At 71.6% G+C, this 24,898-nt stretch carries 17 protein-coding genes; 14 read left to right on the top strand and 3 right to left on the bottom strand.

The genetic code is table 11. The annotated features are described in order from the left end of the window. Positions 1-52: 52 nt before the first annotated feature. The 8 genes from AB1046_RS11930 to AB1046_RS11895 all read left to right on the top strand — a co-directional run bounded on the left by AB1046_RS11930 (position 53) and on the right by AB1046_RS11895 (position 10,769). Positions 53-1,027 carry an ABC transporter ATP-binding protein gene (locus AB1046_RS11930; protein WP_369369529.1) on the top strand — a complete coding sequence of 325 codons (975 nt, stop codon included), beginning with the start codon at positions 53-55 and terminating at the stop codon, positions 1,025-1,027. Further along, a complete protein-coding gene (locus AB1046_RS11925) occupies positions 1,024-1,716 on the top strand; it encodes an ABC transporter ATP-binding protein (protein WP_369369528.1) in 693 nt (230 codons plus the stop codon). Before AB1046_RS11930 ends, AB1046_RS11925 begins: the two co-directional genes overlap by 4 nt. 381 nt (positions 1,717-2,097) lie before the next feature. Beyond that, positions 2,098-3,672 (top strand): ABC transporter substrate-binding protein, encoded by a 1,575-nt coding sequence (locus AB1046_RS11920; protein WP_369369527.1) that lies wholly within the window; start codon positions 2,098-2,100, stop codon positions 3,670-3,672. Positions 3,673-3,823: 151 nt separating this feature from the next. Then, complete coding sequence (locus AB1046_RS11915; RefSeq protein ID WP_369369526.1) at positions 3,824-4,750, top strand: ABC transporter permease; 927 nt, start codon at positions 3,824-3,826, stop codon at positions 4,748-4,750. Next, on the top strand, positions 4,743-5,702 hold the full coding sequence (locus AB1046_RS11910) for an ABC transporter permease (protein ID WP_369369525.1): 960 nt from the start codon (positions 4,743-4,745) through the stop codon (positions 5,700-5,702). Before AB1046_RS11915 ends, AB1046_RS11910 begins: the two co-directional genes overlap by 8 nt. Then, a complete protein-coding gene (locus AB1046_RS11905) occupies positions 5,699-7,444 on the top strand; it encodes a dipeptide ABC transporter ATP-binding protein (RefSeq protein ID WP_369369524.1) in 1,746 nt (581 codons plus the stop codon). The genes AB1046_RS11910 and AB1046_RS11905 overlap by 4 nt, the downstream gene beginning before the upstream one ends. Before the next feature lie 206 nt (positions 7,445-7,650). Further along, complete coding sequence (gene typA, locus AB1046_RS11900; protein WP_369375671.1) at positions 7,651-9,588, top strand: translational GTPase TypA; 1,938 nt, start codon at positions 7,651-7,653, stop codon at positions 9,586-9,588. A 38-nt stretch (positions 9,589-9,626) separates the two neighbouring features. Beyond that, positions 9,627-10,769: a PIG-L family deacetylase gene (locus AB1046_RS11895; RefSeq protein WP_369369523.1), complete on the top strand. Its 1,143-nt coding sequence runs from the start codon at positions 9,627-9,629 to the stop codon at positions 10,767-10,769. 1 nt (position 10,770) lies between these two features. Here AB1046_RS11895 and AB1046_RS11890 read toward each other — a convergent pair whose 3' ends face one another. Next, on the bottom strand, positions 10,771-11,340 hold the full coding sequence (locus AB1046_RS11890) for a hypothetical protein (protein WP_369369522.1): 570 nt from the start codon (positions 11,338-11,340) through the stop codon (positions 10,771-10,773). 58 nt (positions 11,341-11,398) lie between these two features. Between AB1046_RS11890 and AB1046_RS11885 the strand changes: the two genes are divergently transcribed. The 4 genes from AB1046_RS11885 (at position 11,399) to AB1046_RS11870 (ending at position 17,279) form a co-directional block, all read left to right on the top strand. Next, positions 11,399-11,797: a hypothetical protein gene (locus AB1046_RS11885; protein ID WP_369369521.1), complete on the top strand. Its 399-nt coding sequence runs from the start codon at positions 11,399-11,401 to the stop codon at positions 11,795-11,797. Between the two features lie 449 nt (positions 11,798-12,246). After that, positions 12,247-15,306 (top strand): VanW family protein, encoded by a 3,060-nt coding sequence (locus AB1046_RS11880; protein WP_369369520.1) that lies wholly within the window; start codon positions 12,247-12,249, stop codon positions 15,304-15,306. A gap of 52 nt (positions 15,307-15,358) precedes the next feature. Then, positions 15,359-16,198: a hypothetical protein gene (locus tag AB1046_RS11875; RefSeq protein ID WP_369369519.1), complete on the top strand. Its 840-nt coding sequence runs from the start codon at positions 15,359-15,361 to the stop codon at positions 16,196-16,198. Between the two features lie 43 nt (positions 16,199-16,241). After that, positions 16,242-17,279, top strand: coding sequence for a prephenate dehydrogenase (locus AB1046_RS11870; protein WP_369369518.1), 1,038 nt, complete (start codon positions 16,242-16,244; stop codon positions 17,277-17,279). Positions 17,280-17,286: 7 nt separating this feature from the next. Here the strand turns inward: AB1046_RS11870 and AB1046_RS11865 are convergent, their stop codons facing one another. Further along, complete coding sequence (locus AB1046_RS11865; protein WP_369369517.1) at positions 17,287-19,002, bottom strand: FAD-binding dehydrogenase; 1,716 nt, start codon at positions 19,000-19,002, stop codon at positions 17,287-17,289. Positions 19,003-19,020: 18 nt separating this feature from the next. Next, positions 19,021-21,333 (bottom strand): glycogen debranching protein GlgX, encoded by a 2,313-nt coding sequence (gene glgX / locus AB1046_RS11860; protein ID WP_369375521.1) that lies wholly within the window; start codon positions 21,331-21,333, stop codon positions 19,021-19,023. A gap of 93 nt (positions 21,334-21,426) precedes the next feature. Here glgX and AB1046_RS11855 point away from each other — a divergent pair, with 93 nt between their 5' ends. Beyond that, positions 21,427-22,506, top strand: coding sequence for a ThiF family adenylyltransferase (locus AB1046_RS11855; RefSeq protein WP_369375519.1), 1,080 nt, complete (start codon positions 21,427-21,429; stop codon positions 22,504-22,506). A gap of 160 nt (positions 22,507-22,666) precedes the next feature. Then, on the top strand, positions 22,667-24,853 hold the full coding sequence (locus AB1046_RS11850) for a PhoX family phosphatase (RefSeq protein WP_369375517.1): 2,187 nt from the start codon (positions 22,667-22,669) through the stop codon (positions 24,851-24,853). The last annotated feature ends 45 nt before the right edge of the window (positions 24,854-24,898 follow it).

Below are 24,898 nucleotides of genomic sequence, written 5' to 3'. Positions count from 1 at the left end.
TGACTACTGCAGACGCAGGCGTTCGAGGCCCAGACGTTCGAGAGGAGACCCGATGAGCACGACGATCGAGCTGACGGGTGACGCGCCGGCGTCGGCCGAGCCGGCAGGCGGCGGCGAGATCCGCTGCGGCGACCTGGTGCGGATCTTCGCCACGGACGGCGTCGAGGTGCAGGCGCTGCAGGGCCTCACCCTGAGCGTCGACCCGGGGGAGATCGTCGCCGTCGTCGGGGCGTCCGGCTCCGGGAAGTCGACGCTGCTGACCATTCTCTCCGGCCTGGACACGCCGACCGGCGGGTCCGCGGTGGTCTCCGGTACTGACCTGCTGACCATGGGCCACGCCGAGCGGGTGCGTTACCAGCGGTCCACCGTCGGCTTCGTGTGGCAGCAGACGTCGCGCAACCTGCTGCCGTACCTCACGGCGAGCGAGAACGTGCGGCTCCCGCTGGAGCTGGCGAACACGCTGCCGCGTCGCGAGCGCACGCGCCGCGTCGAGGCGCTCCTGGAGCTGCTGGAGGTCGGGCACGTGGCCGGGCGGCGGCCCGGCGAGATGTCCGGCGGCGAGCAGCAGCGCACCGCGATAGCGGTAGCGGTGGCCAACAACCCGCGGGTGCTGCTCGCGGACGAGCCCACCGGTGAGCTCGACGAGGCCACGTCGGTGGAGGTCCTGGAGGCCCTGCGCGGTGTGAACCGGGAGACGGGCGTGACCACGCTGATCGTCACGCACGACCCGACGGTGTCCGAGCACGTCGCCCGCACCATCCAGATCCGCGACGGGCGCACCTCCACGGAGACGCTGCGGCGCACGGAGACCGATGAGCACGGGCAGGCACGGCACGTGTCGGAGGAGTTCGCGGTGCTCGACCGGGTGGGCCGCCTGCAGCTGCCGCAGGACTTTGTGCACGCCCTCGACCTGCGCGACCGGGTGCGGCTGGCGCTGGAGCCGGACCACGTGGGTGTGTGGCCGGCGGCGCCGGGCCCGGGCCCGGCGGCCGAGCCCGCCGAGACCCCGAAGGAGGAGGACCGATGACCACCACCACACCGGCCCGCACCGTGCTGCGCGCTCAGGGCCTGACCCGCGTGTTCGGCACCGGCGCGGGTGAGGTGCGTGCCCTGGCGGACGCCTCGCTGGAGGTGGCCGCGGGTGAGCTGCTCGTGGTGCGCGGCCCCTCGGGTTCGGGCAAGACGACGCTCCTGAACCTGCTGGGCGGGCTGGACCGGCCGACGTCGGGCAGCGTGTGGCTCGGCGACGCCGAGCTCACCGCCCTGGGGGAGACGGCGGTGCTCGCCGCCCGGCGCGACCGGATCGGCTACGTGTTCCAGTCGTTCGGGCTGGTGCCCGTGCTCTCCGCGGCGGAGAACGTCGAGGTGCCGCTGCGGCTGCGGCGCACGCCGGCGGCCGAGCGGGCGGAGCGGGTGGCGGCGGCGCTGGAGGCCGTGGGGCTGACCGGGCAGGCGAAGCAGCGGCCGTACGAGCTCTCGGGCGGGCAGCAGCAGCGGGTGGGCATTGCCCGGGCGCTCGTGGCCGAACCGGAGGTGCTGCTCGCGGACGAGCCCACCGGGCAGCTCGACTCCGGGACGGCGGCGGTGGTGATGGACCTGCTCGCCCGGGTCGTGCACGAGCGGGGTGTGGCCGCAGTCGTCTCCACGCACGATCCGGAGCTGATGGCCCGAGCCGACCGGGTGGTGGAGCTGCATGACGGGCAGGTGGTGGCCTGAGGCAACGGGTGAATTTCCTGGCCAAGGCCCTCACCGCGCTAGTGTTACGGTCGTGAGAACCACCTGGTCAGAACTGTTACCTGGTGTTACCCACGCATACCGAGATGGTCACAACTCGGTGGCGTTTCCCTGTAGGTGGTCATCGGGACGTGTGGGGACCGGTTACGTTAGGCGTGAAACCACGGGGCGCAACGTTGCGCCCGCATCGCTCCGGACGGCGACCGCCGGGCCGGGGTGTACTGCTACCCAGGAGGACACGTGACACCTCGTAAGCGACTTGTGGGGCTCGGCGCATTCGCACTTGCCTCGTCGCTCGTGCTGACTGCCTGTGGCGGTAGCGGCGGCGAAGATCCGCCCGCCGAAGGCGCCAGCAACGGCATCGTGACGATCAGCAACGGTGAGCCCCAGAACCCGCTCATCGGGTCGATGACCAACGAGACCGAGGGTGGTCTCGTCGTTCAGAATCTCTACTCCGGCCTCGTCTACTACGACGCCGAGGGCGTCGTGCACAACGAGATCGCTGAGTCGATCGAGTCTGACGACAACCAGACCTGGACCATCACCATCCAGGACGGCTGGGAGTGGTCGGACGGTACCCCGGTCACCGCGGACAGCTTTGTCGACGCGTGGAACTGGGCGGGCTACGGCCCGAACGGCGCCAAGGGCGCTGGCTTCTTCTCGCCGATCGAGGGCTTCGCCGAGGCTCAGGGTGTGCCCGAGTTCGACGAGGAGGGCAATGTCTCCGGCATGGCCGAGGAGCCGACGGCGGAGACGCTGTCCGGCCTCGAGGTCGTGAGCCCCACCGAGTTCACGGTCACGCTTGGTCAGCCGGAGTCCGACTTCCCGATCCGCCTGGGCTACTCGGCGTACTTCCCGCTGCCCGAGGTGTTCTTCGAGGACCCCGCGGCGTTCGGCACCGAGCCGGACACCACCGTCGTCAACGGGCCGTACACGCTGGAGAGCTGGGAGCACGAGTCCGAGCTCAGCCTCGTGCCGAACGAGTCGTACGCCGGTCCGCGCCTGGCGCAGAACGGTGGCCTGGACTTCATCGTCTACACGGACGAGAACACCTCGTACGCGGACCTGCAGGGCGGCAACCTCGACATCCTCGAGAACGTGCCGACCACGGCGATGAGCACCTTCGAGGAGGACCTGGGTGACGGAGCGGTCAGCGAGCCGTCCGCCAGCTTCGCCGCGATGACGGTGCCCGAGTGGCTCCCCGAGTTCCAGGGCGAGGCCGGTCTGCTGCGGCGTCAGGCTCTGTCTCTGGCGATCAACCGGGAGCAGATCACCGAGACGATCTTCGCGGGTACCCGTATCCCGGCCACCGACTTCACGTCGCCCGTCATCGACGGCTGGACCGGCGAGATCCCGGGCAACGAGGTCACCACGTACAACGCGGAAGAGGCCCGGTCCCTTTGGGACCAGGCCAACGAGGAAGACCCGCTGCCGGACGACTACGTCCTGACGATCCACACCAACACCGACTCCACGCACCAGGACTGGGTGGAGGCAGTGTGCAACGGGTACATCAATGACCTCGGCATCGACTGCGAGATGACGGGTTACGCGACGTTCGACGAGTTCCTCAACGAGCGCGACGCCGGCCCCGACGGCAGCGTCAACGGTCTGTTCCGTGCCGGCTGGTCGGCGGACTACCCCTCGCTGCAGAACTACCTCGGCCCGCTCTACAGCGAGGCGGCGCTGGCCGGCTCGAACGACGGCCGTTACGTGAGCGACGAGTTCGACGCCGCTCTGGCCGAGGCCGCTGCCGCCCCGTCGCTCGACGAGGCCAACGTGCTCTACAACCAGGCGCAGGAGATCCTCTTCCAGGACCTCCCGGGCATCCCGCTGTGGTACTACTCCACCACTGCCGGACACTCCGAGGCCGTGGAGAACGTGGAGTTCGGCTGGGACAGCATGCCGCTGCTTTACGAGGTGACCAAGGCGGAGTGATAGCGATCACTTCCGGTCCGCCGGATTGACCTATCATCCCAGGTGACGGGCGGGGCGCGTGGACTGCGCGCCCCGCCCTCAACTGTGCGGGACACAGCACCGGAACTGGTCCGGGAGAATGTTCCGCAGTTATCAACAAGGAGACCAACCCATGCTCTGGTACATCGGACGCCGGCTGTTGCAGGTGATCCCCGTGTTCCTCGGCGCCACGCTCTTGCTGTACGGGCTCGTGTTCCTGCGCCCAGGCGATCCCGTGGCTGCTCTCGGCGGTGAGCGCGGCCTGTCGCCGGCTGCCGAGCTCGCGATCCGCGAGGCGTACCACCTGGATCAGCCGTTCTTCATGCAGTACCTGTACTTCCTACGAGGCGTCTTCACGTTCGACATGGGAGTCACGTTCACCGGGCGCCCCGTCGTCGAGGTAATTGCCCAGGCCTTCCCCGTGACGTTCCAGCTCGCCCTGATGGCCATCGTCATCGAGACCGTGTTCGGCATCGGCTTCGGGCTGTGGGCCGGGGTGCGCAAGGGCAAGCTGTTCGACTCGACGGTGCTGCTCTGGAGCCTGCTGCTCATCTCGCTGCCGACCTTCGTGATCGGTTTTGTGCTGCAGGCCGTCGTGGGCGTGCAGCTCGGCTGGCTCCCGATCACCGCCGGACGAGATCCCGACTTCATCAGCCTCCTGATGCCCGCCGTCGTGCTGGCCACGACGTCGTTCGCCTACATCTTGCGCCTGACACGGACGTCGGTCGTCGAGAACATCACGGCGGACTTCGTGCGCACCGCGCGCGCCAAGGGGCTGCCGCAGGGCAAGGTCATGACGCGGCACGTGCTGCGCAACTCCCTCATCCCGGTCGTCACGTTCATCGGTATCGACCTCGGCAACCTCATGGGCGGCGCCCTGGTCACCGAGGGCATCTTCAACATCAACGGCGTCGGTGGAACCCTCTATCAGGCGATCGTCCGCGGCGAGAACGTGACAGTGGTGTCACTGACCACGGTGCTGGTCATCGTCTATATCGTCGCCAACCTGATCGTGGACGTCCTGTACGCCGTCCTGGACCCGAGGATCCGTTATGCCTGACAACCGCTACGAGAAGACCCCGCGACCGGGGCAGGGCCACTTCGTGGCGCCCCCCGAGGAGGTGCGGGTCGGTGTTGTCGATGCTGTCGACACGTCCGAGGCGCCGTCCAGCCTCTGGGGAGACGCCTGGCGCGACATGCGTCATCGGGCGCTGTTCTGGGTCTCCGCGGCCCTCATCGTGTTCGTCATCCTCATGGCGACGGTGCCGGCGCTGTTCACGTCGGCGGACCCTAGAGCGTGCTTCCTGGAGGACTCGCTGGGCGCGCCCGCTGCCGGGCACATCTTCGGGTTCGACAGGCAGGGCTGCGACATCTATGCGCGGGCGATCTACGGCGCACGCGCCTCGGTGATCGTCGGCCTACTGTCCACAGTGTTCGTCGTTGTGGTCGGCACGCTCGTCGGTTCGATCGCCGGATACTTCGGCGGTTGGCTCGACTCGCTCCTGTCCCGGTTCACCGACATCTTCTTCGCGGTGCCGTTCGTGCTCGCGGCGATCGTGATCATGAGCCTGCTGGAGGACCGGAACGAGGTAGTCGTCGCCGTTGTCCTAGCGGCGTTCGGCTGGACGTCGATTGCCCGGATCACCCGCGGTGCGGTGCTCGGGGTGAAGAACAACGAGTTCGTCACCGCGGCAAAGGCGCTCGGCATGGGGCGCCTGGCGATCCTCGGCAAGCACATCCTGCCCAACGCGGCCGCGCCGATCATCGTCTACGCGACGGTGGCCCTGGGTACGTTCATCGTCGCCGAGGCGACGCTGAGCTTCCTCGGTATCGGCCTGCCGACGTCGACCGTCTCGTGGGGCGGCGACCTCGCCAAGGCCCAGGCCTCCATCCGGGTGGCCCCCGAGATCATGGCCTACCCGGCGACCGCGCTCGCACTCACCGTGCTGAGCTTCATCATGATGGGCGACGTGGTGCGCGACGCCCTCGACCCGAAGGCGAGGAAGCGATGACCACCACTATCAGCCTCACCGACGGGACCACCGAGGACGCCCCGGTGCCCGCCGAGCAGCGGGACGACAGCACCCCGCTGCTCGAGATCCGCGACCTGCAGATCTCCTTCACCACTGCGACCGGCAAGGTCGACGCCGTGCGCGGTGTGGACCTCACGATCTACCCGGGTCAGTCCGTGGCGATCGTGGGTGAGTCGGGCTCCGGCAAGTCGACGACCGCGCACGCGATCATCGACCTGCTGCCGGGCACCGGCAGGGTGACCGGCGGGTCCATCTCGTTCGGCGGGCGCGAGCTCGTCGGCCTGAAGCGCAAGCAGGTCGAGGACCTGCGCGGGCGCGAGATCGGCCTGGTACCCCAGGACCCGATGTCGAACCTGAACCCCGTGTGGCGCATCGGCACGCAGATCGACGAGGCGCTGGTCGCCAACGGCTTCCAGGGCAGCAGGGCGGAGCGCACCGCGCGCGTCGCCGAGCTGCTGGGTGAGGCCGGCCTGCCCGATGCCGCCCGGCGCGCCCGCCAGTTCCCGCACGAGTTCTCGGGCGGCATGCGCCAGCGCGCGCTGATCGCGATCGGCCTGGCCTCCCGGCCCAAGCTGCTCATCGCGGACGAGCCGACCTCCGCCCTCGACGTGACTGTCCAGAAGAAGATCCTGGACCACCTGGAGGGCCTGACCGCGGAGCTCGGCACGGCGGTCCTGTTCATCACGCACGACCTGGGCCTGGCCGCCGAGCGCGCCGAGCACCTCGTGGTGATGTACAAGGGCAAGGTCGTGGAGTCCGGCCCGGCGGCACAGATCCTCAAGGACCCGCAGCACGAGTACACCAAGCGGCTCGTGGCCTCGGCGCCCTCCCTGGCGTCGCGGCGCATCCAGTCCGCGCACGAGCGCGGCCAGGAGGCCGACGACCTGCTCGCCGAGCACGCGGACGAGGAGGAGACCACCGCGCCCGACGTCGTCGTGGCGAAGGACCTGACCAAGGTGTTCCGCATCCGCGGTTCCCGGCCGGGTTCGCACACCGACTTCACGGCGGTGGACAGCGTCGACTTCGTGCTGCCCAAGGGCCGCACGCTCGCGCTGGTGGGCGAGTCCGGCTCGGGTAAGTCCACGGCGGCCAACATGGTGCTGGGACTGCTCGAGCCGACGTCGGGCAGCGTCCTGTTCGGCGGCAAGGACATCACCAAGATGACCGCGAGGGAGCAGTTCGCGCTGCGCCGTCGGGTGCAGCCTGTGTTCCAGAACCCCTACGGCTCGCTGGACCCGGTGTTCTCGGTCTTCCGCTCGATCGAGGAGCCGCTCGCCCTGCACCGGGTGGGCGACCGGAAGTCCCGCGAGGCGCGGGTCCGCGAGCTGCTCGACATGGTCTCGCTGCCGCAGGCGACCATGCGCCGGTTCCCGAACGAGCTCTCAGGTGGCCAGCGGCAGCGCATCGCCATCGCGCGTGCGCTGGCGCTCAAGCCAGAGGTGCTTGTGCTCGACGAGGCCGTCTCGGCGCTCGACGTGCTGGTCCAGGCGCAGATCCTGACGCTGCTCAACGACCTGCAGGCCGAGCTGGGGCTGTCCTACCTGTTCATCACGCACGACCTGGCAGTGGTGCGGCAGATCGCCGACCTGGTGGCCGTGATGAAGGACGGCAGCATCGTGGAGCACGCACCGACCGACGAGGTGTTCGACAACCCGCAGCAGGAGTACACGCGGGACCTGTTGGCGGCCATCCCGGGCGCGAGCCTGGAGATCGCCGGCTGACCTCTTTTCCGCACGAAGGCGTCGACGCCCTGGTCTCCTCAGGTGACCAGGGCGTCGACGCGCCCGGAGTGTTTTCCTGGGCGTGATGCGGTCGACACCTGGGGATTTCGATTCGCGGGTAAGATGGGTGATGCTGCGAGACCGGTCCCTTCGGGACCAGAGTCCGCGCCCCTGACCTCCCTTCTGGAAATGAGTGCTTCGTGACCGTGCCTGCAACCGCGCCGACCTCGGCCCGTGCGACCCGCTCCGACCTGCGTAACGTCGCGATCGTGGCCCACGTCGACCACGGCAAGACCACGCTCGTGGACGCCATGCTGCGGCAGTCGGGCTCTTTCGGTGCCCGTCAGCACCTCGAGGACCGCGTCATGGACTCGGGCGACCTGGAGCGTGAGAAGGGCATCACGATCCTCGCCAAGAACACCGCCATCCGGTACTCCGGTCCCGCGGCGGCGGCGAACGGCGAGCCCGGCGGCATCACCATCAACGTCATCGACACCCCGGGCCACGCCGACTTCGGCGGCGAGGTCGAGCGCGGCCTGTCGATGGTCGACGGCGTCGTGCTGCTGGTCGACGCGTCGGAGGGCCCGCTGCCCCAGACGCGCTTCGTGCTGCGCAAGGCCCTGGCCGCGAAGCTTCCGGTCATCGTCGTCGTGAACAAGGTCGACCGTCCGGACGCGCGCATCACCGAGGTCGTCGCCGAGACCACGGACCTGCTGCTCGGCCTCGCGAGCGACCTGTCGGACGAGGTCGAGGACCTTGACCTGGACGCCATCCTCGACGTCCCCGTCGTGTACGCGTCGGCGAAGGCCGGCCGCGCCTCCACGGAGCAGCCCGCCGACGGTGGCCTGCCCGACAGCGAGGACCTCGAGCCGCTGTTCGCGACCATCCTCGAGAAGACCCCCGCCCCGACGTACGAGGAGGACATGCCGCTGCAGGCGCACGTCACCAACCTCGACGCATCGCCGTTCCTCGGCCGGCTCGCCCTGCTGCGCATCCACAACGGCACCCTGGTCAAGGGCCAGAACGTCGCCTGGGCCCGGCACGACGGCTCGCTGCAGACGGTGAAGATCACCGAGCTGCTGGAGACCAAGGCACTCGACCGCGTGCCGACCGACAAGGCCGGCCCCGGCGAGATCGTCGCCGTCGCGGGTATCGCGGACATCATGATCGGCGAGACCCTCACCGACCTCGACAACCCGCGCCCCCTGCCGCTCATCACGGTCGACGACCCGGCCATCTCGATGACCATCGGCATCAACACCGCGCCGCTCGCGGGCAAGGGCGGCAAGGGCCACAAGGTCACCGCCCGCCAGGTGAAGGACCGCCTCGACGCCGAGCTCGTCGGCAACGTGTCGCTCAAGGTGCTCCCGACCGAGCGTCCCGACGCGTGGGAGGTGCAGGGCCGCGGTGAGCTGGCGCTGGCCATCCTCGTCGAGCAGATGCGCCGCGAGGGCTTCGAGCTGACCGTCGGCAAGCCCCAGGTCGTCACCAAGCAGATCAACGGCAAGCTGCACGAGCCGATGGAGCGCATGACCATCGACGTGCCCGAGGAGTACCTCGGCGCCGTCACGCAGCTCCTCGCGCAGCGCAAGGGCCGCATGGAGACCATGACGAACCACGGCACCGGCTGGGTCCGCATGGAGTTCATGGTTCCCGCGCGCGGGCTCATCGGCTTCCGCACGCAGTTCCTCACGGACACCCGCGGCACCGGTATCGCGGCTTCGATCGGTGAGGGCTACGAGCCGTGGCACGGCCCGATCGAGTCGCGCATGACGGGCTCGCTCGTCGCGGACCGATCCGGCAAGGTCACGCCGTTCGCCATGATCAACCTCCAGGAGCGCGGCTCCTTCTTCGTGGACCCCACGCAGGAGGTGTACGAGGGCATGATCGTCGGCGAGAACTCGCGGAACGAAGACATGGACGTCAACATCACCAAGGAAAAGAAGCTGACGAACATGCGGTCCGCCACCGCCGACAACTTCGAGAACCTGATCCCGCCGCGCAAGCTCACGCTCGAGGAGTCGCTGGAGTTCGCGCAGGAGGACGAGTGCGTCGAGGTGACCCCCGAGGTCGTCCGCATCCGCAAGGTGCTGCTGAACGCGACGGACCGCGCCCGAGCGACGGCGCGCGCCAAGCGCAACTGACCTCCTTCCGCCACCGCTGAGTGCTGGATGCTCGTTCGATGACTACCCGTCCTCCGAACGAGCATCCAGCACTCAGTGCGTTCGGGGGGTTGCTGGCCGTGCACGCGCATCCCGACGACGAGACGCTGTCGACCGGCGCTCTGATCGCCTCGTTCGCCGCGGCCGGTCGGCCCGTGTACGTGGTCACGTGCACGCGCGGGGAGCGCGGCGAGGTCCTCGCCCTTCCCGGTACGACGTCGGAGCGGCGGGCCGGCCTCGAGGGCGACGGTCCCGCGCTGGGCGCCTACCGGGAAACCGAGCTGGCGGCCGCTCTGGAGCGGTTGGCAAGGGCCGGCGCTGGCGACACCGATCGCCCGGCCTCGGCTGGGACGATCGAGCACACGTTCCTGGACACCCTCCCGCTGTCAGCTGCACAGGTCGCCGGGGTGACCCACGGGTCTGACGCGGCCGGCACTGACGCGGCGGGCTCTGATGCGGCGGGTGAGGTGCGGTACGAGGACTCCGGGATGGCCTGGGTGGCGCCCGGCGTCGCCGGCCCCGCCCCGGACGCGCCGCCGACCGCATTCGCGCGGGTGTCGCTCGAAGAGTCGGCGGCCCGGCTCGCGGTGCTGGTCCGCGCGCGGCGCCCCGCCGTCGTCGCGACCTATGAGCCTGGTGGAGGTTACGGACATCCCGACCACGTGCGTGCACACGAGGTGACGGTCCGTGCGCTGCAGCTCGCGGCCGACCCGGCCTGGCGGCCCGACGGCGCCCGCCGGGCAGCCGCGGAAGGGCGCGCCGCCGTCGTCGGGCCGGGGGAGGAGCCGTGGGCCGGGGCCGAGCTCTGGCAGGCAGTCGCGTCGGCGTCGGACCTGCGCGAGGCGCGCGCGATGCTCGCCGCCCTGCCCGAGGCGCGGGCGTTGGCCGCCGCCGAGGGCCTCACGTTCGCGGACCCCGACGGAGACCTGCCGCCGTTCGCCAAGGAGAACTTGGAGGCAGCGGGCCTGCGGGTCGTAAGGGTCGACGTCGGACCGGTGCTGGACCGGGTGACCGCCGCCCTGCGGGCCCACGCCACACAGGTCCAGCACACGACGGCGCTGACGCGACCCGAGGGCCTGGTCGCGGGCTGGTACGCCCTCTCGAACGGCGTCCTGTCCCCGATCCTGACCAGTGAGACCTACTTGGCCGCGGACCCCGGCTAGCTCAGCGCTCCTGGAGGGCGTCCAGGGCGATCGCCATGGCCGTTACCAGGCGGCGGTCTAGCTGTGGTTCGTGGATGGTTACCACGTAACGGTCGCGAAGGCCCCACTTCTTCTCGACGGTGAAGCCGGGCCGGCCGTCGATCAGGAAGTCGAAGTGGTACGGCAGCCAGGCCACCTCGGCGAGCCGGCGGATGATGGCGACGGGCAGGCTGCGCTCGGCCCCGGTGACGATGCCCAGCCCGGGCTGGTCGACGTGCCACGTGCTGCGCAGCAGCGACGCCGCGAAGTCCTTGCGGAACGAGCCGATCGGGGTGCCGCCCGCGTCGACCACCTCGTAGGTGGCGCCGAGGTCCATCACCTGGCGGGACTTGAAGCCGAGCAGGGCCTCCCGCTTGGTGTCGTCCGTGTAGATGGTGACCTGCTCGCGGAACGCCATACGCTTCTGCTGAGCGAACGCGTAGAGGTCCCCCTCGCCGCCGTCGGGCCGCGCGCCGTGCACCTCGTACTGGTTGACCATCATGCGGATTCGCTGCCTGACGATCAGCTGTGTCTGGGACTGGAGCGTGTTCACCCGCCGGAGTGTTTCACACGTGCAGTGTGCTCCCAGGGGAATGCTGGACAATGACTGGGTGAACTCACGCGGCCGCCCCCTCGGACGAACGATCGTGCGCACCCTGCTGGCCGTCCTGCTCGGCGCAGTGCTGGGCGCCCTAGGGACCGTGGTGCACCGGTTCGGCGACGAGTCCTGGTATCTCGGTCTGGTCCTCGCGCTGGCGCTGACGGCGGCGGGCGGTGTGCTCGCGCGCGCCTGGGCCGGCTACGGCACGCTCCTGGGATTTGGTGTGGGCTGGGTCGCCATCGTGCAGGCGCTGTCGCTGCCGGGCTCCGGGGGCGACGTCGTGGTCCCGGCCGGCGTGCTGGGGCTGGTCTGGTCGTATGCGGGGGTAGGGATCCTGGCGGTCGTCGCGTTCCTGCCGTCGTCGTGGTTCGCCGAGGTCCCGGCCCGCCGGGACCGGCACATTGCATGAGGTCTGCAGTTCTTCGCAGACTGGTTAAGGATGGTGGGCAGGATTGATACACAACCTCCACCTCGGGGCGCCCAGTACGGGGCCGCAGGCGCGAATCTCGCTGGATAAGATGCCCGGCAGGGCGGCCCCGTCCAGCGGATCCGCCGCAGGCCCGGTGCGCCACTGGGGGACGCGGAGAGTCCGCGTCTCGGGTAGTTGCACGGAGAGTGCCGATGGGTCAGCCGACCGAGCGTGACGAACCGCTCGAGCCGACGTCAGACGAGAACGCCGGGACGCAACCCGCCCCGGCGATGCCTCCCCGCTTGTCTCGGACGCGCCCTGGCAGCGTCCCGCGGCAGGTAGCTAAACCTCCTGCTCGGCCGACAGGCCCCGAGGCGGCGCAGTCCCCAGTACCGGCCGGTCGACCGACCGCTCCGCCGGCTCCCCGATCCGCAGACGAGGCCCAGCCCGTGACCCCTCCGGAGCAGTCCGAGGCCCCAGAGGCCCCGCGTCCGCCCGTCGTGCCGCCTGCGGCACCGCCGGCTGCAGCAGCGCCCGTCGTGCCGGCCGGGACCGGGAGCGACCCGCAGGGCACTGGAGCCGACGCCGAGGCGCCGGTCGCGACGCCGAGTTCGCCGGAGGCGCCGGTCGAGCGGGTGACGCCGAGCGCTCCGGTGGTGCCGACCGTGCCGGTGGTGCCGAATGTGCCGGTGACGCCGGTGACGCCGGTGACGCCGGTGACGCCGGTCGAGCAGGTGGCACCGCGTGAGCCAGTGACCCCGAGCCCACTCGCGGAGCCGAGCACGGACATCCCCGACCCGGTGGCCGTGCTGCAGACCGTCGTCGAGAAGCTCGCGACCCCGCCGGCGAAGGCCGCCGTGGCGCCCAGGAGTGGCTACACCCCGCGCGTCTTCGCGTTCGACCGCCCGCCCAAGTCAGTCCCGGGCGCGAGCAGCACCGAGAACCAGGGCGCACAGTCGCTGGACACTACGCGCCCCGGCACGACACCGGCCGCCTCAACGGCAGGACAGGCCCCAGACGTGTCAGACCCGAGCAAGACCTCCTCGGACGTATCTCCGGACGCTGCAGACCCGAGCAAGACCCCCGACAAGACGGCGGACGCGGCTCCCGTCGAGCCGGTGACGTCAACCCCGGCCGCGCCGTCGTCCGACGTCGGAGCTCCGGCGGCGGCAGCGTTCGGCGCTGCAGCGCTCGGAGCGACGGCAGTCGGAGCGACAGCGGCCGCAGCGGGCGCCGCGGCGGCCCCGGCGGCCGATCCGGTCGCTGTCCCCGGGCCGAAGACGGCCCCGGCCGGCACCACGCCGGGATCGACCGCTCCGCAGACCGTGCCGGACCCGGTGACGCCGGAGAAGTCCCCGGTGGAGGCGGCGGCACCCGCGTCCGCGGCCCAGACGGCCGCGAATGGCCCGGCCGCGACCGGCGCAGCTGCGGCTGGAGCCGCAGCTGGGACTGCAGGGGCAGTCGCGGCCGCCGCCGCAGCCGCGTCGGGCGCTGCAGGCGCAGCCGTCCCGACGCCGGCGTCCGCTCCGCCTTCCGTACCGCCGCGCACGTCGGGCACGCCGTTGGGCGCGGTCCCGCCGACTCAGGGCGCAGTCGCTCCCGCCCCGGGCACGGTGCCGCCGCCGAGCTCCGGCCAGGTTCCGTTCCTCAAGCCGCTGACCGGTGCGATCCAGCGCGTCTCGCGCCCGCTGGCCGGCACCCGCTGGGCGCCGGTGCGTACCGAGGCGCCGCCGCTGGGCGCCGCCCCCGTGGACCCCAGCGACCCGAACGCTCCCCAGGGCCCCGCCGGCCCGGGCGGCCCGAACGCGGGCGACCGGGACGGCTTCTTCGGCCTCGCCGGCGACGGCGCCCCGAGCCGGGGTCCCAGGATCGCGCTGCTCACGGTGCTGGGCGCCGTCGTGCTGTTCGCGATCTACGCCCTGGTGGCGTGGCTCCTGAGCGACACGGCACCGCGTGACACCACGGTGGCGGGCGTCAACGTGGGCGGAATGACGCAGACCGACGCGGCGTCGGCGCTCACGGAGCAGCTCGCCCCGCGGATCAACGAGCCCATCGAGCTCACCGCAGGCGAGGGCACGGCCCAGCTGTCCCCGGAAGCCAGCGGCCTCGCGATCGACGCCGAGGCGACGGCCGCGGAGCTCACCGGGTTCTCGCTCAGCCCGCTGCGGATGTGGGAGCAGATGTTCGGCGGCTCCGAGGGGGAGCTGGTACTGGCCGTCGACAACCAGAAGTTCGAGCCCGCGGTCGCGAGTCTCGAGGAATCGCTCGCGGTGGCCCCCGTGGACGGCACCGTCGCGTTCGTCGACGGGCAGGCGGTCAAGACGGACGCGGAGGACGGCTCGCGGATCGAGGTGAGCGAGACGGCGCGCATCATCCGGGAGCGCTGGCTCAGCGAGACCGGCCCGTTCGACCTGCCGGTCGAGCCGGTGCAGCCGGTCATCACGCAGCAGGAGACCGACGAGACCTTCGCCGTGGCACAGACGGTCGTCTCGGCACCGGTCACGGTGTCCGTGGGCGGTCAGACGCCGGTGCTGGAGCCCGAGGTGCTGGCGGGCCTGTTCCGGTTCGAGCCGCGTGACGCCGAGCTGGTCACGATCGTGGACGGGGAGGCGACCGTCGCGGCCATCGTCGACGGCACTACCGACCTGCTGGAGGTCCCGTCCGACGCGCACTTCGAGTTCGCCGGCGGCCGGCCCACGGTCGTGGGGGGCGAGACCGGCACGACGCTCGACGTCGAACAGACGGGCAAGGCCGTGCAGATCGCCGCGACGAGCGAAGATCGTGAGACGTCGGTCGAGCTGGTCGAGCAGGACCCGCAGGAGACCGTCGAGTCGCTGGAGGCGCTGGGCGTCCAGGAGATCGTCTCCGAGTTCAGCACGCCGCTGACGAACGAGCCGGTGCGCACCCAGAACCTGCAGCGCGGCGCGGAGATGGTCACGGGCAGCCTCATCAAGCCGGGCGAGACGTTCTCCCTGCTGGAGGCGCTCGCACCGATCACGCTCGAGAACGGCTACCAGGACGCCGGCGTCATCGAGAACGGCGAGCACGTCGAGGCGGTGGGCGGCGGCCTCTCGCAGATGGCCACCACCTCGTTCAACGCGAGCTTCTTCGCCGGGTTCGTGGACGTCGAGCACCACGCGCACTCCTTCTGGTTCACTCGCTACCCGCCGGGGCGCGAGGCCACGATCTACGTGGGCGCCAAGGACATGCGGTTCACCAACGACACCCCGTACGGCGCGGTCATGCAGGCCTTCATCTCGGGCGGCGAGCTCACGGTCCGCATCTGGAGCACGAGCTACTACACGGTGGAGGAGAGCACCAGCCCGAGGACCAACGTCGTGCCGACGACCGTGATCCACGACTCCTCGGCGGACTGCGTGCCGTACCCCGGCGGCGAGGACGGTTTCAGCGTCAGCATCTCCCGCCAGGTCCTCCGCAACGGCGAGGTCGTCAAGGAGAACTCCTTCAACCACACCTACAACCCGGACAATCCGGTCGTGTGTGACTAGCCATCCGACCAGCTATGAGGCCCTGACGTACGACCGGCGGTAGGTTTCGCACATGCTTGGACGTAGCGAGCGGGAGTCTCCCGCGCACGCGGTGCTGGCCGCGCGGATGGCGGGCTGGAACGACCCGGTCGAACTGCTGGACCTCGGCACCACGGCGGACACGCTCGCCACGGTGGCGAGCATCGAGGCCCTGGCGGCCGTGGTGCACCTGGGACACCCGGAGCATCCGGCGCCGGGCCTCGAACGGGCGCTCCTGGAGGGTGCGTCGTCACTCATCGTGACGGCGGCGGTGGCCGTGCCCGGCCAGTGGGTGTGGGTCGGTGCGGGCGCCACGGTGGGCCAGGTGGTGATCGACGAGGCGGGCATGCGCGACTGCGCGGCCGTGCTCCGTGGCCTTGGCGCGAGCCTTCGCCTGGTGCCCACGCGCGCGACCGTCGAGGAGCGGGTGGCCCTGGCGGGCGAGGGCGGTTCGCTCGTCATCGAGCGGTCCCGGGTCCCGGCAGGCTTCGCGGAGCTCCCGGACAGCGCGGCCCTCGCCGAGGGCGGGCCGGTCTGGTACGGGCTGCTGGAGTCCAGGGCGGACTGGCCTCCGTTCACGACGCCGGCGCAGGTGTGGCTCGCGTTCGGCCCGGCCGACGACCACCTCGGTTCCCTGCAACCCACCCTCGCGGTCATCGCGGACGCCGGGCTCGACCTGGACCACCTGCGCAGCCAGCCGTCGTCGGCCGGGCCGCACGTGTTCTTCACGTCGTTCTCCTGCCCGACGTCGGACGTGCTGAGCGTCCTGGTCGCCGACCTCACCGCACGCGGGGTGGCGCACCGCACGCTGGCCGTGCTGCCGGGCGAGGCGTTCGTGCCGGGGCCGGACGCACTGACGCCGCGATGGGCATGACGGCCCAGGCTCCGGCCGTGGTGCGCGATCGCGGGTTGCTGCGGTGAGCACGCTGCGCGAGCAGGGCGGCTCGGTGGGCATCGTGGGCCTCGGCCTGATCGGTGGTTCGCTCGCCCGCGCCCTGCAGGGCGCCGGCGTCCCGGTGGTCGCCACCGACCCGTCGTCGGCGGAGGCGGCCCGGGCGGCCGGTCTCACGGTGGCGGACGACGTCGCCGGGCTCGCGGTGCAGCGGCCCGACGTCGTGGTGCTCGCCGTGCCGCTGCGTGCCATGCGGGCCGTCGCGGCGGAGCTCGCCGAGGCGCTGTCCGGCGAGCCCGGCTGGGACCCGACGGTGACCGACGTCGGATCGGTGAAGGCGCCCGTCCGGGAGGCAGTGTCCGACGCCGGGCTGGGCGACCGCTACGTGGGGGCGCACCCGATGTCGGGGACGGAGCGGAGCGGGTTCGAAGCCTCGTCGGTGGAGCTGCTGCAGGGCATCCCGTGGGCGGTGACGTGTGCGCCCGGAACCGACCCGGCTCGCCTCGAGCGGGTGCTGCGCCTGGTCACGGGCCCGCTGGGCGGGACAGCCGCGGTGCTCACCGACGAGCTGCACGACGAGGCCGCCGCCCTCGTGTCGCACGTACCGCACGTGCTGGCCAACCAGCTGCTCGGGGCCGTGGCAGGGGCGCCCGTGCGCGACCTCGCGCTGCGGCTCGCCGCGGGCTCGTTCCGGGACGGGACCCGGGTCGGCCTCTCCGATCCGCGCCGGACCGAGGCGATGGTGACCGAGAACGCCGCCTGGGTGGCCCCCGTCCTGCGGCTCGCGGCTCGCGACCTGGAGCGGCTCGCGGAGGCGCTGGACTCCAACGCCCCGACACACTGGTTCTTCGACCGGCCGGACTCGGTGCGCGAACGGCTCGGCCGCCCGGGCGGCACCCGCGTGACGGGCCTGCACCCGGGCGACGGCGCGGGCCTGTCCGACGTCGGCTCAGACGTCGATGTAGTGCCGCTGACCGGCGACTGGCCGGCGGAGCTGGTGACCCGCTGCGCCGGAGGCGCCGTCGTTTTCGCCCTGGAAGACGGCACGGCCCTGCTCCGCTGAGTCCGCCCTACAGCATCTCCGCCAGGGCGCGGCCCGTCGTTCGGCCCGTGAAGAGGCAGCCGCCGAGGAACGTGCCCTCCAGGGCGCGGTGGCCGTGCACACCGCCGCCGCCGAAGCCCGCGGCCTCGCCGACGGCCCACAGCCCCTCCAGCACGTCGCCGTCCGGGGTCAGGGCGCGGCCCGTCTCGTCGCACCAGATGCCGCCGAGCGTCTTGCGGGTCAGCACCGACAGGCGGACGGCGAGCAGCGGGCCGTCCTTCGGGTCGCTGAAGGCGCGCGGCGGCGCGACCCGCATGACCTTGTCGACGACGAAGTGCCGGGCCGCCGCCGTCGCCACGACCTGCGGGTCCTTGCCGAGCCCGGTGGCGACCTGCTGGTCGCGGGCCGCGATGAGGCCGGCCAGCGCCTCGGCGTCCACGTGCCCCGAAGATCCGGGAGTGGCCTCGGTCAGCGCGTTCATCTTCCCGGCGAGCTCGGCCGGGGTGTCCGCCCAGAGGAACTCTCCCGACCGCTCCGCGAAGGTCCGCACGGGCACCGACTTGCCGCGCGCCCGATCCAGGAGGAGGGGTACCGATTTGCCGGTCAGGTCGGGGTTCTGCTCGGAGCCCGACAGCGCGAACTCCTTCTCCATGATCGCCTTGTTCAGCACGAACCAGGAGTGGTCGTCGCCGCGGGTTGTGACGTGCTGCAGCGCCCCGAGGGCGTCGAAGCCGGGGAACAGCGGGCCCGGCAGGCGGCCGCCGTCGGCGTCGAGCCACAGGGAGGACGGGCCGGGCAGGATTCGGATGCCGTGCTTGGACCACACCGGCGAGTGGTTGGCGATGCCCTCCGGGTAGTGCCACATCCGGTCCTCGTGCACCAGGGCGGCGCCCGACGCCGCGGCGACGCCGAGCAAGAGCCCGTCCGTGGAGTCGGGCACACCCGACAGCATCCGCTCGGGGAGCCGCCCGGCGTCGGCCGACCAGTGGGCTCGCGCCAGGTCGTGGTTCGCGCCGATGCCTCCGCTCGCGATGACGACCGCCTGGGCGGACAGCTCCACCTCGCCGGTCACGGTGCGGCTGGAAGGTTCGCCGCGCCCGGCGTCGTCGTCGGCCAAGATCTCCGCACGGACCCCGGTGACCCGGCCGTCCGTGACGACCAGGGACGTGACCCGGTGCCGGAACCGCAGGTCGAGCAGCCCGGCCCGGTTCGCCTCGTGCGCGGCCTTGACGAACGGCTCGACGATCGCGGGGCCGGTGCCCCACGTGACGTGGAAGCGAGGTACCGAGTTGCCGTGCCCGCCCGCCGGGTAGCCGCCGCGCTCCGCCCACTGCACCAGCGGGAACCAGCGCACACCCTTGGCGTGCAGCCAAGACCGCATGTCGCCGGCGGCGAACTCGACGAACCCCTTGGCCCAGCGGTAGCCGAAGCGGTCCGGTCCTTCTCCCCGGTCGGCTCCCGGCGAGAACTGGGCGGAGCCGAGCCAGTCGGCGAAGGCGAGGTCGAACGAGTCCTTGACCTTGAGGCGGCGCTGCTCGGGGGAGTCCACGAGGAACAGCCCGCCGAACGACCACCAGGCCTGCCCGCCCAGCGACGCCGCCGGCTCCTGGTCGAGCAGGACCACCCGCTTGCCCGCCGCCGTCAGCTCGGTCGCGGTGACGAGCCCGGAGAGCCCCGCGCCGACGACTAAGACGTCGGTGTCGACCGCTGCGGCAACGTCGTTGTTGGAGACAGAGTCAGTCATGAGCGCACTGTAACGGGGTCAGGGGGTGCCCGGGGAGAGGAGGACGTGCAGGCTCAGGGCGTCCAGGGTCACGGAGGTCCGGGGACCGGTCTCGTCGTCGGGCACCACGGGCGCGTCCCACGCGGAGTCCCAGACGAGCTCCCAGGGCGCGCTGCCCGGACGGGTCGGCGGGAGTGTCACCTCGATGTCGCCCAGGCCGCCGTTGACGACCAGCAGCACGTCCGCGTCGCCCGTCGCCGGTCCGGGCCGCAGCATCTGCAGCACGCGCCGGCCCGGCTCGTTCCAGGTCTCGGGCTCCATGGGCGCACCCGTCTCGGCGAACCAGAGCAGGTCGGTGTCCAGCTCGTGCGGCCGAGGCGAGCCCAGGTAGAACGAGTCGGCCCGCAGCGCGGGGTTCTCCCGCCGCAGCCGCAGCAGGTAGCGGGTGGTCTCCAGGAGGTCGGTGCCGGCGTCGTCGATCGCCCACCGCAGCCAGGAGGTCGCGTTGTCCTGCATGTACGCGTTGTTGTTGCCGCCCTGGGTGCGGCCGAACTCGTCGCCCGCGGTCAGCATCGGGGTGCCGGCCGCGAGCAGCAGGGTGCCCAGCAGGTTGCGCTGCGACCTGCGGCGCGGCGGCACGATCGCCTGCCACGGCTCCGTGGTGGCGTCGTCGCCCGACGACGTGTGGCCCTCCAGCCCGTGGTTCCACGACAGGTTGTTGTCCGAGCCGTCGCGGTTGTCCTCGAGATTGGCCTCGTTGTGCTTGTGGTCGTAGGCCACGAGGTCCGCGAGCGTGAAGCCGTCGTGCGCGGTGACGTAGTTGACCGAGGCCACGGGCCCGCGCACCAGCGGCGGGTCGCTCGGCCCGAACAGGTCGGCGCTCCCGGCCAGCCGCGTGGCGAGCTCGCGCAGCCCGCGCATCTCCTGCCCGCGCGCGCCCTGCTTCGGCGCGTTCAGCCAGAACCCGCGTGCGGCGTCCCGGAACCGGTCGTTCCACTCCGCCATGGGCGGCGGGAACGAGCCGGTCTGCCAGCCGCCGGGCCCAACGTCCCACGGCTCTGCCACCAGCTTCAGGCCCGACAGCACCGGGTCGGTCTGCAGCGCGACGAGGAACGGGTGGTCGGGGTCAAAACCGACGTTGCCCCGGCCCAGCGTCACCGCGAGGTCGAACCGGTAGCCGTCCACGCCGACGGTCTCGGCCCAGTACCGCAGCGAGTCCAGCGCGAGCTGGATCACGCGCGGCCGCCGGAAGTCCAGCGAGTTGCCCGTGCCGGTGACGTCGGCGAGAGCGGCGGGCGAGGCGCCGTCGTGCAGGTAGTAGAGGGGGTTGTCGAGCCCGCGCCAGGCCAAGTGCAGGTCGTCGTCGCCGCCCTCGCAGGTGTGGTTGTAGACGACGTCGAGCAGCACCTCGATGCCCGCCTCGTGCAGCAGGTGCACCATGCCGCGCACCTCGTCGAGCACTGCCTCGGCGCCCTGGTCCTGCGCGGCCCGGGTGGCGTAGGCGGCGTTGGGCGCGAAGAACCCGAGCGTGTTGTAGCCCCAGTAGTTCGGCAGCCCGTTGGCCGCCAGTCGCGACTCCGCCAGGCTCTTGTGGATGGGCAGCAGCTCCAGCGTCGTCACGCCCAGGCTCAAGAGGTGCTCGACGACGGCCGGGTGCGCGGCCCCCGCGTACGTGCCCCGTAGCTCGGCCGGGATGTCCTCGCGGAGCATGGTCAGGCCGCGCACGTGCGCCTCGTAGATCACGGTGTCGGCCCAGGGCACCCGCGGGCGCGTCAGGGGAGGGGGCGGCGGCAACGGCCCGACGACGACGGAGTGCGGCACGTACGCCAGCGAGTCGGCGTCGTCCGCGGGGCCGTGGGGGTCGCCCAGCCACCAGCCCGGCTCCCGCTCCGTCGCTACGGACCCCACCACCTCGGGCCCGTAGCGCAGGCGGCCCGCGAACCCGCGGGCGTACGGGTCGATCAGCAGCTTGGCCGGGTTGTGCCGCAGCCCCGCTTCCGGCTCCCACGGCCCGTACACCCGGAAGCCGTAGCGCTGACCAGGCTCGACGTTCGGGACATGCGTGTGCCAGACGCCGTACACCGGCCCCACCATCTCGACCCGCCGCTCGGTGTACCGGTTCGGGTCGTGCTCGTCCAGGGCCGGGTCGGTGACGTCGATCAGGCACAGGTCGACGGCGGTCGCGTGCGAGGCGAGCACCGCGGCGTCGATCCCGCCGTCGGGCGTGACGTACACCCCGAGCGGCGGGACGTGGCTGCGCCGCGCCGTCGGCCGGATCAGCGGCCGGACGACCGGCCGCGGGGCGGGCTCGCCCGGGACGCGCTGCGGTTCTGCTTGTCGTGACTGCACCATGCGCCCAATCGTTGCAGCCTTTGGATGCGATCCGTCCCGACGCCGACGTGGGCGTGGTGGAATGTGGTGGTGAGGTCGTCTTCGTTACCGCCCGTGCTGGGTCCCGGCCGGCTCGGGGCCGCCGAGCGGCGGCGGGTCGCGCGGCATCTCCTGCTCGACGGGTTCGGGCTGGCCGCGCAGGAGCGTCTCGCCGCATCGCGGGTCGTCGTGGTGGGGGCGGGCGGGCTCGGGTCGCCGGTGCTGCAGTACCTCGCGGCGGCGGGTGTGGGCACGCTCGGCATCGTCGACGACGACGTCGTCGACGCCTCCAACCTGCAGCGCCAGGTACTGCACTCGGCGGCCGACGTCGGGCGCGACAAGACGGCTTCGGCCGCGGACGCGCTGCGCGGGCTGGCCCCCGAGGCCGAGGTGATCGCGCATCACGAGCGGCTGACCCGCGACAACGCCGCCGCCATCCTCGGCGGGTACCACCTGGTGGTCGACGGGTCGGACACCTATCAGACCCGCTACGCCGTGTCCGACGCCGCCGCGAGGCTCGGCCTGCCCGTCGTCTGGGGCACGGTGCTGGGCTGGGACGGGCAGGTGAGCGTCTTCTGGTCGGCGGCGCCGGACGGGCGGGCGATCACCTACCCGGACGTGTTCGGCCCGCAGCCGCCCGAGGGGGAGTCGTGCGCGACGGTGGGCGTGCTCAGCCCGGCGTGCGGGGTCGTGGGCTCGACGATGGCGGTCGAGGCCGTCAAGGTGCTGACGGGCACGGGCGAGCCGGCGCTGGGCCGGCTGCTGGCCTACGACGCGCGCACGTCCACGTGGGACACGATCGAGCTGGCCCCGCCGCCGTCGTCGGGCACGGACGGCCCGGACACCGGCGCCGCTGCACGGACCCCGGGAGCCGTAGAGCCCCCTGCCCTGGGCGAGCCGAGCGCGCTGGGCGAGCCGGGCGCGCCGGGGGTGCTGCTGCTCGACGTCGGGCTGCGGCCGGGTGCCGTGCCCGGGGCCGTGTTCGTGCGGCTGGAGGACCTGGCGGCCGGGGAGCTCCCGCCCGAGCTGCTGGACCACCCGGTCGACCGCCCGGTGGTCGTGGTGTGCGAGCGGGGGCTGCGGTCCCGCGGCGCGGAGCAGCTGCTGCGGGCCGAGGGCTGGCACGACGTCACGAGCCGCGCGCTCCTAGGGTGAGTTCTGGGCGCGCGCTGGGTGAGACCCGGGTGAAGTACGCCCGAATCACCTCCCGGACACCTTGCGTTCACCGGGGCGTACCGAGGCTTTCGTGGCGACGACATGGCCCGCTCCTAGGTTGACCACGACCGACCCCCCTCAGTCAGACCGGAGAACTCCGATGACGATCGCCCCCGAGTCGCGCCCGCTGCTGCAGCTGGCGCCCTACGCGCGTGGTAAGCGCAGCCCTGTCACGTGTCGGCTCAAGTGTGCCGACGCCTGCTCCCACCCCGCGCCGAACCAGAGCGCCAACGAGTACTTCAAGGACGTGGCCAGCGCTGCGCTGACCCGCCGGGCGATGCTCGGCACGATGGCGGTGGCGGCGGGCGCCGTCGTCGTCGGTGCACAGGTTGCCGGTGCCCCCGAGGCCGCGGCCACCGGCTGGCCCGGGAGCTCCGGCCACAAGGGCCTGTCCTTCCGGCCCATCGCCGCGACACCCGCCGCCGTCGACGACGTGATCGTGCCCGACGGCTACGAGTGGAACGCGATCATCCGCTGGGGCGACCCGATCATGCCGGGCGGCCGCGCGTTCGATGTCGCGAACCAGACGCCGCAGCAGCAGGCGCTGCAGTTCGGCTACAACGTCGACTACACCGACATCCTGCCGTTCGACCCGACGGACATCGAGGACAACGCCAAGGGCCGTGGCCCGGGCCGCGGCACCCGCGGCCTGCTCGTGGTGAACCACGAGTACACGAACCCCGGCATCATGTACCCGCCCGAGCTGGACGCCGTCACCCGCCGTGCGGTGGACCGCGCCGCACACGGCATGTCGGTGGTCGAGGTCAAGCGCAAGCGCACCGGTGCGCCGTGGACGTACTCGCGGATCAGCAAGTTCAACCGCCGGTTCCACATCGGCACCGAGTTCCGCCTGGACGGCCCGGCCGCCGGGTCGGACCTGGTCAAGACCGTCGCGGACCCGACCGGCAAGCGCGTGTTCGGCACGATGAACAACTGCTCGGGCGGCACCACGCCGTGGGGCACCGTGCTCTCGGGCGAGGAGAACTTCCACGGCTTCTTCCGGACGTCGGGCACCAACCCGCGAGACGCCCGCTACGGCCTGCGCAACGCAGCCCCGGGCACCGGCTGGGACGCCGACGACCCGCGCTGGGACGCCCGCAACCCCGGTTACGAGAACGAGCCCAACCGGTTCGGCTGGATCGTCGAGATCGACCCGTACGACCCGGACGCCACCCCCGTGAAGCACACGGCGATGGGCCGGTTCAAGCACGAGGGTGCGAACGTCATCCTGTCCAAGGACAACCACGCAGTGGCCTACATGGGCGACGACGAGATCTTCGACTACGTCTACAAGTTCGTCTCCAAGAACCGCATGCGCTCCGGCCGGTCCGACTGGGCCCGCGAGCACAACAAGACGCTGCTGTCCGAGGGCGACCTCTACGTCGCGCGGTTCATCGGTGACTCCCCGGCGAGCGAGATCGACGGCACGGGCGCGGTCCCGTCCGACGGCTCCTTCGACGGGCGCGGCGAGTGGGTGCCGCTGGTGAAGGGCGGCCGCAGCATGGTGCCGGGCATGTCCGTCGAGGAGGTGCTGGTCTACACCCGCGTCGCCGCCGACGCCGTGGGCGCCACCAAGATGGACCGCCCCGAGGACGTGGAGCCCAACCCGCACACGGGCAAGATCTACGTGGCGTGCACCAACAACTCGAGCCGTGGCGGCACCCCCGGCGGCCGCATCGCGCCCGCCGACGAGCCGAACCCGCGCAACACCAACCGCTCGGGCCACGTGGTGGAGATCACCGAGGACCGCGGAAACCAGCTGGCCACCACGTTCACGTGGAACCTGCTGATCGTCGCGGGGGACCCGTCGGTGGACGGTTCCGCCTACTTCTCCGGCTTCCCGGCCGACCGCGTCTCCCCGATCTCCTGCCCCGACAACCTGGCGTTCGACCAGGAGGGCAACCTGTGGATCTCCACGGACGGTCAGCCGGGCAGCATCGCCAAGTGCGATGGCCTGTTCAAGGTGCCGCTGACCGGGCGCGAGCGCGGTCACGTGCAGCAGTTCCTGTCGGTCCCGGCCGAGGCCGAGACGTGCGGCCCCGTCGTCGACTCCCAGGACGGCATGGTCTACGTGGCCGTCCAGCACCCGGGTGAGAACGGCAGCTTCGCCGCGCAGCACTCGTACTTCCCGGACTACCTTCAGGACGGCGAGGACGTGCCGGCCGGCGCCTGGCGCGGACCGCGCCCGTCGATCGTGCAGGTCTACAAGGAGGGCCGCGGCGGCCGCCCCGGCTGGTTCGACGGCCCGGGCCCGTTCCCGTGGCAGCGCACGGGCTCCGGCGCGTAACCAGCGCTCGGGCGACGGTAGTACGTCAGGTGGTCGGCAGCCCGG

Source organism: Promicromonospora sp. Populi (assembly GCF_041081105.1).
In the GTDB taxonomy this organism is placed as follows: Bacteria; Actinomycetota; Actinomycetes; order Actinomycetales; family Cellulomonadaceae; genus Promicromonospora.
Note: the sequence above shows the minus strand (reverse complement) of the source record. Positions and strands in the feature narration are given on the sequence as shown.